Origin of the sequence: Acuticoccus sp. MNP-M23 (genome assembly GCF_031195445.1) — a bacterium.
Lineage (GTDB): Bacteria > Pseudomonadota > Alphaproteobacteria > Rhizobiales > Amorphaceae > Acuticoccus.
On sequence record NZ_CP133480.1, the window covers coordinates 2,545,904 to 2,561,796 of the forward strand.

Annotated in this window: 7 protein-coding genes; all 7 read left to right on the top strand. The window is 65.4% G+C overall.

The features are described 5' to 3' along the window. The first annotated feature begins 44 nt into the window (after positions 1-44). The 7 genes from RDV64_RS11855 (at position 45) to treY (ending at position 15,754) form a co-directional block, all read left to right on the top strand. Positions 45-2,096: an alpha-1,4-glucan--maltose-1-phosphate maltosyltransferase gene (locus RDV64_RS11855; protein ID WP_309195128.1), complete on the top strand. Its 2,052-nt coding sequence runs from the start codon at positions 45-47 to the stop codon at positions 2,094-2,096. After that, positions 2,096-5,470: a maltose alpha-D-glucosyltransferase gene (gene treS / locus RDV64_RS11860; protein ID WP_309195129.1), complete on the top strand. Its 3,375-nt coding sequence runs from the start codon at positions 2,096-2,098 to the stop codon at positions 5,468-5,470. Before RDV64_RS11855 ends, treS begins: the two co-directional genes overlap by 1 nt. Then, positions 5,463-7,655, top strand: a complete 2,193-nt coding sequence (gene glgB, locus RDV64_RS11865; RefSeq protein ID WP_309195130.1) for a 1,4-alpha-glucan branching protein GlgB — start codon at positions 5,463-5,465, stop codon at positions 7,653-7,655. Before treS ends, glgB begins: the two co-directional genes overlap by 8 nt. Before the next feature lie 3 nt (positions 7,656-7,658). Further along, a complete protein-coding gene (gene glgX / locus RDV64_RS11870) occupies positions 7,659-9,749 on the top strand; it encodes a glycogen debranching protein GlgX (RefSeq protein ID WP_309195131.1) in 2,091 nt (696 codons plus the stop codon). A gap of 68 nt (positions 9,750-9,817) precedes the next feature. Beyond that, on the top strand, positions 9,818-11,620 hold the full coding sequence (treZ, locus tag RDV64_RS11875; protein WP_309195132.1) for a malto-oligosyltrehalose trehalohydrolase: 1,803 nt from the start codon (positions 9,818-9,820) through the stop codon (positions 11,618-11,620). Next, positions 11,617-13,392 carry a 4-alpha-glucanotransferase gene (malQ, locus tag RDV64_RS11880; protein WP_309195133.1) on the top strand — a complete coding sequence of 592 codons (1,776 nt, stop codon included), beginning with the start codon at positions 11,617-11,619 and terminating at the stop codon, positions 13,390-13,392. Before treZ ends, malQ begins: the two co-directional genes overlap by 4 nt. Before the next feature lie 10 nt (positions 13,393-13,402). Beyond that, the gene (gene treY / locus RDV64_RS11885; RefSeq protein WP_309195134.1) at positions 13,403-15,754 is read left to right on the top strand and encodes a malto-oligosyltrehalose synthase; all 2,352 of its coding nucleotides are present in this window, start codon (positions 13,403-13,405) and stop codon (positions 15,752-15,754) included. Positions 15,755-15,893 lie beyond the last annotated feature (139 nt).

The window sequence follows — 15,893 nt, forward strand, 5'->3', positions numbered from 1 at the left end:
CGTTATCGCTGTACATGAATCTGCCAACCAACCCGAGCTCCCACATGAACAACCGCACGACGACTGCGCCCGTGGCCGCTCCGCCAGCGGCTGCGCCCTCCACGCCGGGCAGCGAAGCCAGCCTGATCGCGAACATGGCGCTGGAGCGCGTCGCGATAGAAGGGATCGATCCCGAGATCGACGGTGGCCGTTTTCCGGCAAAGACCGTTGTGGGCCGTCCGTTCATCATCGAGGCTGACGTTTTCGGCGAAGGCCATGACGAGGTGGACGCCGCAATTCTGTGGCGCAAGGCTGGCGACGAGGCATGGCAGGAAGCCCCGCTGACCGTGTTCGACAATCAGCGCTGGCGCGGCCATTTCACCCCCACCGAGAATGCGCGCCACGAATACACCGTCATCGCCTGGCGCGATCTGTGGGGCATGTGGCGCTACGAGGTGTCGAAGAAGCATGCCGCCGGTGTGCCCATCGCTCTGGAGCTGCAGGAAGGCGCCGACCTTCTGGCCGCGTCCGTCGGCGCCGGGCGCGGTTCGGCCGAGGATCAGGCCGCGCTGAAGGCGTTGGCCGCCAATATGGCCGATGCCGACGACAGCGCCCGCTTTGCCGAAATGATGACCGAGGACACCGCCGGGCTGATGCAGCGCGCCGGCCACCGCGGCAATCTGACCCGCTACAACAAGATCCTCGACCTCACGGTCGACCGGACCGCGGCCGTGTTCTCGGCATGGTACGAGATCTTTCCGCGATCGATGTCCAACGATGTCAACCGTCACGGTACGTTCGACGATGTGATCGACCGGCTGCCCTACGTGTCCGGTCTTGGCTTCGATGTGCTCTACTTCCCGCCGATCCACCCCATCGGCAGAAAGAACCGCAAGGGCAAGAACAACTCCCTCACGGCCGGTCCGGACGATGTGGGCAGCCCCTACGCCATCGGCGCGGAGGAGGGCGGCCACGACGCGATCCACCCCGAGCTTGGCGGCTTCGATGCGTTCAAGCGTCTGGTTGATGCTGCGCGGCAGCAGGGCCTCGAAATTGCGCTCGACTACGCGCTCAACTGCTCACCGGACCACCCGTGGATCAAGGAACACCACGACTGGTTCGACTGGCGGCCCGATGGCTCGATCCGCTACGCTGAAAACCCGCCCAAGAAGTACGAGGACATCGTCAACGTCCGCTTCTACGCAGGCGACGAGCCTCTGCCGGAGCTGTGGATCAAGCAGCGCGACATCTTCCTGTTCTGGATCGAGCACGGCGTTAAGATCTTCCGCGTCGACAACCCGCACACCAAGGCATTCCCGTTCTGGGAATGGGTGATTGCGGACGTTCAGAAGAAGCATCCGGACGCGATCTTCCTCGCCGAGGCGTTCACGCGGCCCAAGGTCATGCACCGGCTGGCCAAGGTGGGCTTCGCGCAGTCCTACTCGTACTTCACCTGGCGCAACACGAAGGCCGAGCTGACCGAGTACATGACCGAGCTGACGACGACCGAGAAGCGCCACACCATGCGCGTCAACTTCTTCGTCAACACGCCGGACATCAACCCGGTCTACCTGCAGACCTCAGGCCGGCCGGGCTTCCAGGCGCGGCTGGTGCTGGCGGCGTCGCTGGCGGGCAATTACGGCGTCTATTCGGGTTTCGAGCTTTGCGAGGGGACGCCGATCCCCGGCAAGGAGGAATATCTCAACTCCGAAAAATACGAGATCAAGGCGTGGGACTGGGACCGGCCGGGCAACATCCGCCAGGACGTTGCGCTGATGAACCAGCTGCGCCGCACACACCCGGCGTTGCAGGAGTTCACCAACCTCCAGTTCTACACCATCTGGAACGACAATATCCTCTACTACGGCAAGCGCACGGCGGACCGCTCGTCCTTCCTGCTGTTCGCCGTCAACCTTGACCCGCACAACGGGCAGGGCGGCAACTTCGAGGTTCCGCTCTGGGAGCTTGGCCTTGGCGACGACGCCTCCGTCGAGGTCGAGGATCTTGTCGCCGGCTATAATTTCACGTGGACTGGCAAGATCCAGCACGTCTTCATCGACCCGCAGCAGCGCCCGTACTTCATCTGGCGTCTGATCAACCCCACAGGCCGTATTTAATGGACGCTATTGCTCCGGTCTCCGAAGCCGAAGTCACCAACGCCGACGACATCGATCGCACCATTACCGACTGGTACAAGGACGCGATCATCTATCAGCTGCACATCAAGGCGTTCATGGACGGCGACAACAACGGCTACGGCGACTTCGCCGGCCTGTTGTCCAAGCTCGACTATGTGCAGGCGCTCGGTGTGACGGCGATCTGGCTCCTGCCGTTCTACCCGTCGCCGCTGCGCGACGATGGCTACGACATTGCCGACTACACCACCGTCAACCCGCAATACGGGGACGTGGAGATGTTCGCCAAGGTGGTGAAGGAGGCGCACTCGCGCGGCCTTCGCATCATCACCGAACTCGTCATCAACCACACGTCGGACCAGCACCCGTGGTTCCAGGCTGCCCGCAACGCGCCCAAGGACAGCCCCGAGCGCGACATGTACGTGTGGTCCGACACCGACGACAAGTACAACGAGACGCGCATCATCTTCCTCGACACCGAGAAGTCCAACTGGACGTGGGACCCGGTGGCCGAGCAATATTTCTGGCACCGTTTCTACAGCCACCAGCCCGACCTCAACTTCGACAATCCGAAGGTGCTGGAAGAAGTGCTGGAGGTGATGAACCAGTGGCTCGACATGGGCGTCGACGGGCTGCGGCTCGACGCGATTCCCTATCTTGTCGAGCGTGACGGCACCAACAACGAGAACCTGCCCGAGACCCACGTGGTGCTGAAGGACATCCGCCGCGCGCTGGATTCCAAGTACACCGGCCGGATGCTGCTGGCCGAAGCCAACCAGTGGCCCGAAGACACGCGCCCCTATTTCGGCGAGGGCGACGAGTGCCACATGGGCTTCCACTTCCCGCTGATGCCGCGCATGTACATGGCGCTGGCGCAGGAGGACCGGCACCCGATCACCGACATCATCCGCCAGACGCCGGAAATCCCGGAAGAGTCCCAGTGGGCGATCTTCCTGCGCAACCATGACGAGCTGACCCTCGAAATGGTGACCGAGGAGGAGCGCGACTATCTGTGGCGGACCTACGCGCCCGAGCAGCGCGCCCGCATCAACCTTGGCATCCGCCGCCGCCTTGCGCCGCTGTTGCAGAACGATCGCCGCAAGATCGAGCTGATGAACGGCTTCCTCCTCTCCATGCCCGGCACGCCCGTGATGTATTACGGCGACGAAATCGGCATGGGCGACAATTATTTCCTTGGCGACCGCGATGGCGTGCGCACGCCGATGCAGTGGTCGGCCGACCGCAACGGCGGCTTTTCGCGTGCCAACCCGCAGCAGCTCTACCTGCCGCCGGTGATGGATCCGGTGTACGGCTTCCAGGCCGTCAACGTGGAGGCGCAGGAGCACGACCCCTCGTCGCTGCTGAACTGGATGCGGCGCATCATCATGGTGCGCAAGCAGCATGAAGCGTTCGGCCGCGGCACGATGACGTTCATCTATCCGCGCAACCGCAAGATCATCGCCTATGTCCGCGAATACAAGGACGAGGCGATCCTGTGCGTCGCCAACCTGTCGCGCTCGGCGCAGGCGGTGGAGCTGGACCTTGCCGCGTTCCGCAACCGGGTGCCGGTGGAGCTGTCCGGCAACACCCCGTTCCCGCCCGTCGGCGACCTTCCGTACATGCTGACGCTGCCGGCCTACGGCTTTTTCTGGTTCCTGCTCGCCGGCTCCGAAGAGGCGCCGCGCTGGCACGCCACCATGCCCGAGATGCTGCCCGACTTCCTAACGCTGACGGCCCGCAACGGCCGGATCGACGGGGCACTCGACGGCCGCGAGAAATCGCAGCTTGAGGAAATCACGCTGCCGCAGTTCCTGCCGTTGCAGCGCTGGTTCCAGGGCAAGGGCGATACCATCAAGTCGGTCAAGCTGACCCCGCTGGCGACGCTCGACGATGCCGGCCAGTTCGCCATCGCCAAGCTCGACGTTGCGATGGCCGGCGGCGCGCAGACCTACCTCGCGCCGCTTTCGGTGCGCTGGGGCGAGGAGCACATCCGCGCCGGTGCGCCGAAGCTGTCCTATACGCTCGCCAAGGTCCGCTCGGTCGCCAAGCTCGGCGCCCTGCTGGACGGCACCTATGACGAGGCGCTGGGCGCCGAACTCGTCCGCCTGATGCAGGGCAACGAGACCCGTTCGTCCGGCACTGCAAGCGTCAGGTTCACCGGCTCCGACGCATTGTCTGAGATTGGCGAGCTGGCCCCGCCGCGTCCGCTGGGGGCGGAGCAGACCAACGTCTCCATCGTGTTCGGCGAGCAGATCATCCTCAAAATCTACCGCCGCATTCGCGAGGGCGAGCAGCCGGACGTGGAGATTGCCCGCCAGCTGACCGACGTTGCGCGGTTCGAGAACACCCCGGCGCTGCTCGGCACCATCGAGCTGACGGACGGGGCGGGCGCAGAGCCTGCCGTTCTGGCAGCGGCCTTCAAGTTCGTGCCGAACCAGGGCGATGCGTGGGCGGCCGTCCTCGACGCGCTGGTGCGCCACATGGAAGGGGCGGACCTCTTCGAGCAGGAAATGTCCACTGACGGGATGGAGAGCGAGCCGCTTCTGACCTTCCCGCTGGAAATCGGCGAGATTGCAGGCCAGCGCACCGCAGAAATGCACCTCGCGCTGGCAAACGCCGGCGGCAACGCTGCATTCGAGCCCGAAGCCGTCACCGGCGACGATCTCGACACCTGGGCTGACAACGCCATCAGGGAAGCCGACGAGGTGCTGGCGCGCCTCTCCACCCGCATGGCCAGCCTGCCGGAGGAGGCGCAAGCCGACGCCGAGGCGGTGCTGGCATCCCGCGACGAGATTGCCGCGCGCTACAACAAGGCGAAATCGGCCACCCCGTCCGGCACCAAGACCCGCATCCACGGCGACTATCATCTCGGCCAGGTGCTGGTCTCCCAGTCCGACCTCGTGATCATCGATTTCGAGGGCGAGCCGGCCCGCACGCTCGAAGAGCGCCGCGCCAAGTCCGCCCCGATGCGCGATGTTGCAGGCATGCTGCGCTCGTTCGACTACGCCGCCGCCATGGCACTCGCCCGCTGGCGCGACATTCACGACGTGCACGGCGAGGAGGCACGGGAGAAAGCGCTGGCGTGGCGCGACCGCACGCGGCGCGGCTTCCTGGCGTCGTATCTTGCGACCATGGGCGACGAGGCGCCGGACGCGGACTTGACCGGCGCGCTTCTCGACCTCTTTACCCTGCACAAGGCGATCTACGAGATCGGCTACGAGCTGGCCAACCGACCCACCTGGGTGCGCATCCCGCTTGCGGGCGTGCTCGATGTGCTGGCAGACCCCCGCGGCGTCAGCGCCTGGGCCGATGCGCCGACCGACGAGACCAACACCGAGGAGCCCACCAATGGCTGAGTCGCGCAATTCAGACGACCTTTCGCCTCAGGTGTCCGAGGCGATCGTCACCGGCCGTCATGGTGATCCGTTCGCGATTCTGGGGCCGCATCCGTTCGGTGACGGGACCGTGGTGCGCGTCTTCGCGCCCCACGCCGATACGGCAACGCTGGTCTCCGAAAAGGGCAAGGCGCAGGAGATGGAGCGCATCCATCCCGACGGCCTTTATTCCATCGTGCTGGACAAGGCGCCCGGCCACTACACGCTGCGCCACAAGTCCGGCAAGCATGAGTGGGAGGCCGAAGACCCCTACCGCTTCGGCACGATCCTCGGCGAATTCGACACCTACCTTCTGGCCGAGGGGCGCCACCGCAAGCTTTACGAAAAGTTCGGCGCGCACCTCACCACCATGGACGGGATCGACGGCACCGCCTTCACCGTATGGGCGCCCAACGCGTGGCGCGTTTCGGTGGTCGGCGACTTCAACGGCTGGGACGGGCGGCGCCATGTGATGCGCCGCCGCACCGAGGCGGGCGCGTGGGAGATCTTCGTCCCCGGCCTGCCGCGCGGCCTTTACTACAAGTTCGAGATCGTCGGCCCGCAGGGCAACGTCCTGCCGCTGAAGTCGGACCCGTTCGCGTTCGCGTCGGAGCAGGCACCGCAGACATCGTCGATCATCCACGGCCTCGTCGAGCACGACTGGCACGACCTGTCGTGGATGAAGTCGCGCGCCGCCACCAGCGCGCACAGCGCTCCGGTCTCGATCTACGAGGTGCATCTCGGCTCATGGCGCCGCGCCGATGGCGAGCGGATGCTGTCCTATGACGAGCTCGCCGACCAGCTTCTCCCCTATGTCAAGGAGATGGGCTTCACCCACGTGGAGCTGCTCCCGGTCTCCGAACATCCGTTCTCGGGCTCGTGGGGCTACCAGCCCATCGGCCTTTATGCGCCCACATCGCGCTTCGGCACGCCGGAGGGGTTCGCCCGCTTCGTCGACCGGGCGCACCAGGAAGGGATCGGCGTCCTGATCGACTGGGTGCCCGCCCACTTCCCGACCGATCCGCACGGCCTCGGCACCTTCGACGGCACCCACCTTTACGAGCACGAAGACCCGCGTGAAGGCTTCCACAAGGACTGGAACACGCTGATCTACAACCTCGGCCGTCGCGAGGTGGCCAACTTCATGGAAGCCAACGGCCTGTTCTGGCTGGACCGGTACCATGTGGACGGTCTGCGCGTGGATGCGGTCGCCTCGATGCTCTACCGCGACTATTCGCGCAATGCCGACGAGTGGGTGCCCAACGTCCACGGCGGTCGCGAGAACCTTGAAAGCATCGAGTTCTTCAAGTCGCTCAACACCCGTGTCGCTGAAGACGGCGTGGGTGCATTCACCGCCGCCGAGGAATCCACCGCGTTTCCCAAGGTGTCCGGTCCGGTTCCCGAAGGCGGCCTCGGCTTTGACTACAAGTGGAACATGGGCTGGATGCACGACTCGCTGGAGTACATCCAGCTTGATCCGATCCACCGCCAGCATCATCACGGCCAGATCACCTTCGGCCTGCACTATGCGTTCTCGGAAAACTTCATCCTCCCGCTCAGCCACGACGAGGTTGTCCACGGCAAGGGCTCGCTGATCGGCAAGATGCCCGGCGACGAGTGGCAGAAATTCGCCAACCTGCGGGCCTACTACGCCTTCATGTGGACGCATCCGGGCAAGAAGCTCCTGTTCATGGGCTGCGAGTTTGCGCAGATCCGCGAGTGGAACCACGACCGGAGCCTCGACTGGCACCTTCTGGTCGACCCGATGCACAAGGGCGTCCAGCGCGTGATCAAGGACCTCAACGAGGTCTATGCCTCGACGCCTGCGCTCCACGCACTGGACTGCGACCCCGCCGGCTTCGAGTGGATCGACGCATCCAACGCCGAGGCAAGCGTGTTCGTCTATGCCCGCCACGACAAGGACGGGAGATCGGCTCTGGTGGTTCTCAACTTCACGCCCGTGGTCCGGCCGAACTACCGGATCGGCTTCCCTGAGGGCGGCACGTGGCGCGAGGCGATCAACACCGATGCGGAGGCCTATGGCGGCTCCAATGTCGGCAATTTCGGTGCGATCGAAACGGAAGAGACGCCGTTCCATGGCAAGCCGCACTCGGCAGAGGTGACCTTGCCGCCGCTCGGCGCCCTCGTGTTCCTGCCCGACGACTAGCTGATGCGGGTCGAGACGGGATCGCCGTTCCACCTCGGTGCGCAGTGGGACGGTTCGGGCACGAACTTTGCGCTGTTCTCCGCCAACGCCACCAAGGTGGAGCTGTGCCTGTTCGAAGGCTCCGGCCGGCGCGAGACCGACCGGATCGCGCTGCCGGAAAAGACGCACGACATCTGGCACGGCTACCTGCCCGATGTGCGGCCCGGCCAGGCCTACGGTTACCGCGTCCACGGCCCCTACGAGCCGGATGCGGGGCACCGCTTCAACCCCAACAAGCTGCTGCTTGACCCGTATGCCCGCGCAACCCGCGGCGAATTGCGGTGGCATGATTCCATGTTCGGCTATCGCCTCGGCTCGTCGCGCGAGGACATGTCGTTCGACCGCCGCGATTCAGGCCCCGTGGTGCCCAAATGCGTGGTGGTCGACGAGGCGGTCACATGGGGCAACCACAACCGCCCCAACGTGCCGTGGGCCGAAACGGTAATCTACGAAGCCCATGTGAAAGGCTTCACCGCCCTCAACCCCGACGTGCCGGACAAGCTGCGCGGCACGTTTGCCGGGCTCGCCGACCCGCACGCCATCGACCATCTCGTCAAGCTCGGCGTCACCACGCTTGAGTTGATGCCGCTGCAATATTTTGCGGATGACCGGTTTCTGGTCCAGAAAGGGCTGAAGAACTACTGGGGCTACAACACGCTCGGCTTTTTTGCATGCGCGGCGCGGTATATTTCTCCCGGCGCCAAGCATCATGAGTTCAAGCACATGGTCCGGCGCCTGCACGACGCGGGCATCGAAGTCATCCTCGATGTGGTCTACAACCATACTGCCGAGGGAAACCAGGTTGGGCCGACATTGTCTTTCCGCGGGATCGACAACGCCAGCTACTACATGCTCGCCGAGCACAAGCGTTATTATCACGACACCACGGGTTGCGGGAACACCGTCAACATGGCGCATCCGCGGGTCATGCAGATGGTGATGGATTCGCTGCGTTACTGGGTCGAAGTCTGCCAGGTGGATGGCTTCCGCTTCGACCTTGCGCCAGCGATGGCGCGCGATGGCGGCGGCTACGACAAGTCCGCCGCGTGGCTGGATGCAATGATGCAGGACCCCGTCCTGCGCACAACCAAGCTGATTGCCGAGCCGTGGGACCTTGGCCACGACGGCTATCAGGTGGGAAATTTTCCGGGTGGCTGGGCCGAATGGAACGGGCGCTACCGCGATGACGTGCGTTCCTTCTGGCGCGGCGAGGCCGGCCACCTGCCGTGCATTTCGCGCAATCTCCTCGGGTCGGCGGATCTGTTCGACCATGGCGGCCGGCGCCCGTGGGCGAGCGTCAACTTCATCACCGCGCACGACGGTTTCACGCTGGCCGATCTCGTCAGCTACACCGAGAAGCACAATGCGGCGAATGGCGAGGACGGCCGCGACGGCCACGGCGACAACCGCTCGCAGAATTTCGGCGTGGAGGGCGCGACGGACGATCCCGTCATCGTCAAGCAGCGCGAGCAGATGCGCCGCAATTTCATGGCGACACTGTTCCTCAGCCAGGGCACGCCCATGGTCCTGATGGGCGACGAGGTGGGCCGCAGCCAGAACGGCAACAACAACGCCTACTGCCAGGACAACGAGATGAACTGGCTGGGCTGGGAGGCCAGCGCCCAGCGCGACGCCGACTTCGAGGCGTTCGTCGGCAAGCTCACCATGCTGCGCCGGAATATGCCCATCTGGCGCCAGCGCAATTTCCTCCACGGCGCCCCGCTGGACCTTGGCGAAGAAGACGAGTTGCGCGATGTCCTATGGCTGCGGGCCGATGGCGCCGAAATGACCGAGGCGGACTGGCACGACGGCGAAGCCCGAAGCGTCGGCATGATGCTGACGGCCACCAGCGGCCGCCGCGCCATCGTCTTCCTCAACGCCGGGGCGGACGATGCGACGTTCGATCTTGATGATGCATTCGAAACACTGACGTGGCGCGAGATTGTCTCCACCCGCGACGGCACGGTGCACATGTTCGGCGAAGGTCCGGAGCGGGCCGCACCGTTCACGATCCCGGCACGTTCCATTCTTGCTGTCGCAGGCCGTCTCGGCTAGCGCAGCCGGACGCGCCACCAATCCTGCTAATCTGAAGGCGCACCGCGCGCCCAACTCCCGGCGATCACATGAGCCAAGCACACATTTTCCAGACCACCTGGGGCGCGACGCTGACGGACGGGGGCGCGCGCTTCCGTCTCTGGGCGCCCGATGACGACCGCCTGATCCTGCGCGCCGACGCTGGCGATTTCGAGATGGAACGCCAGGACGGCGGCTGGTTCGAGCTTGTCACCGACGCGGTGCCGGTGGGCGGCGCCTACGCATTCGTCCTGCCCGATGGCTCGGTGGTGCCGGACCCGGCAGCGCGGGCGCAGATGGGCGATGTGCATGGTCCGTCCAAGCTCGTCGACCCCGGCGCCTACACCTGGCGCAACACCTCATGGCAGGGCCGCCCGTGGGAAGAGACGGTCATTTACGAGATGCATATCGGCACGTTCACGCCGGGCGGCACCTTCCGCAGCGCCATCGAGAAGCTGCCGCATCTGGCGGACCTCGGGGTGACGGCGGTGGAGGTCTTGCCGGTGGCCCAGTTCGGCGGCGCGCGGGGCTGGGGCTATGACGGCGTGCTGCTGTATGCGCCGCACAACACCTACGGAACGCCGGACGACTTCAAGGCATTCGTGGACGCTGCACATGATCTGGGGCTGATGGTGTTCCTCGATGTCGTCTACAACCACTTCGGACCGGACGGGAATTATCTCGGCAAGTATGCGTCGAAATTCTTCGACCCGGAACGGCATACGCCGTGGGGCGCTGCCATCGCCTATGGCGAAGGCGCGGTGCGCGACTTCTTCCTCGAGAACCCGCTCACCTGGCTCACCGAATACAATCTTGACGGCCTCCGTTTCGACGCCATCGACCATGTGCGCGACGACACGTCCGACGAGCCACTCCTGATGGCGATGGCAAGGCGGGTCCGCGAGACGTTCGACCGCCCTGTCCACCTCCACACCGAAGACGAGCGCAACATCATCGCGCTGCATCCCTACGAGAACGGCAAGCCCCAGCGCTTCACCGCCGAGTGGAACGATGATTATCACAACGTGATCCACCCGATCGCCACTGGTGATAACGAAGGCTACTACATCGATTTTGTTGAGGATCACTGGAAGAAGCTGGCAAGGGCGCTTGCCGAAGGCTTCATCTTCCAGGGTGAGCCGTCGCGAATGCATGGCAACGAGCCGCGCGGCGTCCCCTCGACCGGGCAGCCGCTGACTGCGTTCGTGATCTTCAACCAGAACCACGATCAGGTGGGCAACCGTGCCTTCGGCGAGCGGCTGATCGACATGGCGGAGCACGACGTGGTGCTGGTGCTGACCGCGACCCTGTTGCTCGGCCCGCAGATTCCGCTCTTGTGGATGGGGGAAGAGTGGGGCGAGACCAACCCGTTCTGCTTCTTCTGCGACTTTCACGGCGAACTGGCGGACGCGGTGCGCAAGGGCCGCCGCAACGAGTTCTCCAAGTTCGATGCGTTCATCGACCCCGACACCCGCAACGACATTCCGGACCCCAACGCAAAGTCCACCTTCGATGCCTCGCGGATCGACTGGGGCAAGCTCGCCACGCCCCACGGGGAGGGGTGGCATTCGATCTACAAGCACCTCCTTGGCGTTCGTGCGGCCGAGATTGCCCCGCGCCTTGCAGGCATCGGCCCCAACGCAGGCAAGATCGTGCAGGCCGAGGACGGCGTCATCGAGGTCAACTGGCGCCTTGGCGATGGCAGCACGCTCGCCATGGCCATCAACCTGACCGCCGATGACAAGGGCGCCGGGCCGGATGGCCGCCTGCTCGCCGCCGTCGCCCGCGGCAGCCTTTCCGACAACAATCATCTGGCTGCGCATTCGTGCGTGGTGACGCTGGTGAACGGATGAGCGCCGGTCCCGCTCTGAAGGCACGGGCGGAAGCGGCTGGCATTTTGCTCGAACCGCGCTGGGGCGGCGCGCCGGACGTGCCGGCCGCCACGCTTGAAGCCCTGGTGGCGCTTCTGGGCGAAGCGGCGCCGCAAAAGCCGGCCGAGCCGCGGCAGGCTTACGTTCCGCCATTTCTCGACAGCGCGCGGATCTTCGGCGTTGCGCTTCAGCTCTACCAGCTGCGTTCGCCGCGCAATCTGGGTGTCGGCGACCTTGGCGATCTGCAAGCGCTGATCGCGCCATTTGCGGCGGCGGGGGCAGACTTCATCGGCCTCAACCCGCTCCACGCGCTGTTCAGCGCTGAGCCGGAGCGGGCGTCGCCCTTTTCGCCGTCCGACCGCTGTTTCCTCAATCCGCTGATTGTGGCCGTGGACAATGTGCCCGGCTACGACCCGGCCATGCGAGAAGGGATCGAAGTTCCAGACGCCAGCGAGCAGGTGGACTATACCGCTGCCGCGGCAGCCAAGCTCGCGATCCTGCGCAAGATCTTCGCGGTGTGGCAGGCTGGCGGGCGTTCCGTGCCGGACGCGGACCGGGAGGCGGCGGCCGCGCACCGGGCCATAGGCGGCAAGCCGCTGGCCGACTTTGCGCTTTTCGAGGCGCTGTCGCATGCGATGGTTGCCAAGGGGCATGGCGCTGGCTGGCCCGCCTGGCCGGCCGCCTACAGGCACATCGACAGCCCGGAGGTGGCGGCGTTCCGCGCCGCAAACGCCGACGAGGTGGCGTTCCACACCTTCCTGCAATTTGTGGCGGCCAGCCAGCTGGACGCGGCGCAGGCGGCTGCCGAAAACGCCGGGATGCGGCTCGGCCTCTATCTCGACCTTGCAGTCGGCACCGCGCCCGACGGGGCGGCCACCTGGGCCGATCCGGCCCTTGCCATGCGCGGTGCACGGGTTGGCGCGCCGCCCGATCTGTTCTCGTCCGAAGGGCAGGACTGGGGCCTTGCGCCGCTGTCGCCCACCGTCCTGCAAGAACGCGATTTTGCGCCCTACCGCGCGGTCATGGGCGCGGTGATGGGCCCGGCCGGTGCTGCGCGCATCGACCATGCCATGGGCATCGAGCGCCTGTTTCTCATTCCGGACGATGCCTCTGCGCTGGACGGGGCTTACGTCAAATTTCCCGGACTGACCGATGTGCTGGTGGATGAGACCCACCGCCACAGCGCAATCGCCATCGGCGAAGACCTTGGCGTGGTCCCCGAAGGATTTCGCGAGCGGATGGGCGCACGGCGGATCTTTTCCATGCGCATCGTGCCGTTCGAGCGGGATGCGACGTCCATGCGGGCACCGGCCCGCTACCCCGCCGATTCGCTGGCGTGTTTTTCCACCCACGACATTGCGCCGCTGGAAGCCTGGTGGCGTGGCGACGACATTGCCATCCGCCGCGAGCTTGGCGGCCTGTCCGCCGCCGATATGGCCCGCGCGACCCGCGACCGCCAAGCCGAAAAGGCGCTGGTGCTTGGCCTTGCCGGCCTGCCGCCAGCCCTCGCTGCAGGGGATCTCACAGACGATCTGGTCGTCGCGATCCACCGCATCGCCGCTCGCAGCGGTTCGCGCATGGTCGCCATCCGGCTGGAGGATGTTGTGGGCGGACGGCGGCTGGTGAACCTGCCGGGCACCGACCGCGAACACCCCAACTGGCGCAAGACCCTTCCCCTCGACGTTGCGGCGATCGCGCAATCGGCGCGTCTCGCCCGCGTCTTCAACGCCATGGCCAAGGTCCGCACACGATGAATCGCACCCGATGATCGGCGCCACATATCGTATCCAGTTCCGCGAAGGCATCGGGTTCGACGATGCCGCCCGGCTCGCACCGCAGCTGGCCCGCGCCGGCATCAGCCACCTTTATGCCTCGCCCATCTTCGAGGCGGCGTCCGGCTCCACCCACGGCTACGACGTGGCCGACCACAATGTGCTGGATCCCGTTCTGGGCGGCGCCGAAGCGTTCGACCGCATGTCAGCTGCCATGGCGGCTGAGGGGATCAAAATCCTCCTCGACATTGTGCCCAATCACATGGCGGCCTCGTCAGACAATGGCTGGTGGCGCGATGTGCTGACGAATGGCGCGGCTTCCGCCCACGCCAACCATTTCGATATTGACTGGACGGCGCCCAAGCTGATCCTGCCGCTTCTAGGCAAGCCTTACGGGACTGCACTGGCCGATGGCGACATCGTGTTCGCCGAGCATCCGCAATGGGGCCGCGTCCTGCGCATTCCGGGCAGCGACCTGCCGCTGGCGCCCGGCACCGAAGCCATCGACGATGTCCACACCTGCCACGAAGCGCAGAATTACCGGCTGGCGCACTGGCGCATCGGCCGGGACGGGCTGTCCTATCGCCGCTTCTTCGAGATCACCGGGCTTGTGGGTGTTCGCGTCGAGGACCCTGCGGTGTTTGCCGATGTTCATGCGCTGACGCTGAAGCTGGTGGCTGACGGCAAGGTTCATGCCCTGCGCGTCGACCATGTGGACGGGCTGGCCGACCCCGCCGGCTACCTCGAGCAGCTTGCCGAAGCGGCGGGCGTACCGATCCTGGTGGAAAAAATCCTGGAGCCCGGCGAAAAGCTGCCGCAATGGCCGGTTCTCGGCACCACGGGCTACGAGTTCATTGCCGCCATGGCGTCGCTCTTTTGCGATCCCGACGGCATCGACAGCCTTTCCGCCCGCTACGGGGCCCTGGCCAGCGATGACATTGCGGCGCTGACCCGCGCGGCCAAACACGAGATCATCAACCGCAACCTTGCTGGCGAACTACTGCGGCTGACCGATCTTGCGCTCACCCTCTTCAAGGCAGACACGGTCAAGCGGGATCATGGCCCGTTCACCGTGCGCGAGGGCCTGTCCGCGCTTCTGGCCGGCATGCCGGTCTACCGCACCTATGTGACGGAAGCCGCGGCCTCGGAGGCGGACCGCACGGTCCTGGCCCACGCGGTGGAAGCCGCCCGGTCCGACGGTCTGGAGGATGATGCGATCCTCGGTGATCTCGCGTCGCTTCTGGCCGCGCCGTCGCCGCACGAAAGCCAGCGCCAGTTCACCGTGCGTTTTCAGCAGACCAGCGGACCGTTGATGGCCAAGGCTGTGGAAGACACGCTCTTCTACCGCCACCACCGCCATCTGGGCCTGAACGAAGTGGGCGGCAGCGCCACCCCGGCATTCGGCACGGCGCCATTCCTCACCGTTGCGGCCGAGAGCGGTCTTGCGGCCACGCAGACCCATGACACCAAACGCGGCGAAGATGCCCGCGCCCGCCTTTATGCCCTCACCGAGCCGGCGGCCGCCGAACGGTTCGCCGCCTTCTGGCCGACATTGCCCGGCGACATTGCGGACCGGCTGAAATGGGCGCTGGGCCAGATGCTGTTTGCATCGGCGCCGCTCGGGTCCGATCCGGATTTCGTGGACCGTTTCCGCGAGGCGGCGATCAAGACCGTCCGCGAAGCCAAGGAAGAGACGAGCTGGACTGCGCAGGATGCTGCGTTCGAGGCCAGCATTGCCGACGCTGCGGAACGGATGGCGCGCGAGACCCATCGCCTTGAAGCCTTCGACGACGTCCACCGCGCCGGCGCCGTGATCGGTCTGGGCCAGGCGCTGTTGAAAACCTTCGGCCGGCCGGCACCCGATATCTACCAGGGCACCTTCGGCTGGGATTTCTCCATGGTCGATCCGGACAACCGGCGCCCGGTGGACTTTGCCGCCGAAGCTGCCCTTTCAGAACAAGCCGCGGCGATGACGCCGGAAGCGTTGCTGGCGGACTGGCGCTCCGGCGCTGCAAAAGCCCGCGTCCTCACAGAAGGGCTGGCTGCCAGAAACGCCCGGCTCGAATTTTTTGCCAAAAGCGCGGTGGAAGAGATTCCCGTTGCCGACGCTGCCTATCGCGCCTTCGTGCGTGACGATGGTCGCGATCTGGCGCTTGCGGTGGTGCCGGTGCGGCCCCTGTCCCGTCTTTTGGGCAAAGGGATTGCGCTTGCGCGGCCAAAACTGGGTCTTGAGCGGCTGAATCGGCCGTTGACCGCGCGATTCACCGGTGCCGAAATTGCCGATTCTGCCGATGCGGAAGCGCAACTCGCTGAATTTCCAGTGCTTTTTGCGACGAGCTGGTAGCAAGCAGATTCGGCGCGCCGCCGGCGATCGCTGGCGGCGCAGAGGCCTCCCAACGGCCAAATCGTTAATCCATCCTTGCCGTCACACCCAGAATTCGCCCGGTCAGAGCCAATTTTGTGTTGTCCATGCAACAAGCCGA

What these genes read in the sequence shown, in the direction of transcription:
- malQ (WP_309195133.1), top strand. Translation starts at nt 11,617, where the DNA reads ATGAGCGCCGGTCCCGCTCTGAAGGCACGGGCGGAAGCGGCTGGCATT.
- treY (WP_309195134.1), top strand. Translation starts at nt 13,403, where the DNA reads ATGATCGGCGCCACATATCGTATCCAGTTCCGCGAAGGCATCGGGTTC.
- treZ (WP_309195132.1), top strand. Translation starts at nt 9,818, where the DNA reads ATGAGCCAAGCACACATTTTCCAGACCACCTGGGGCGCGACGCTGACG.
- glgX (WP_309195131.1), top strand. Translation starts at nt 7,659, where the DNA reads ATGCGGGTCGAGACGGGATCGCCGTTCCACCTCGGTGCGCAGTGGGAC.
- glgB (WP_309195130.1), top strand. Translation starts at nt 5,463, where the DNA reads ATGGCTGAGTCGCGCAATTCAGACGACCTTTCGCCTCAGGTGTCCGAG.
- RDV64_RS11855 (WP_309195128.1), top strand. Translation starts at nt 45, where the DNA reads ATGAACAACCGCACGACGACTGCGCCCGTGGCCGCTCCGCCAGCGGCT.
- treS (WP_309195129.1), top strand. Translation starts at nt 2,096, where the DNA reads ATGGACGCTATTGCTCCGGTCTCCGAAGCCGAAGTCACCAACGCCGAC.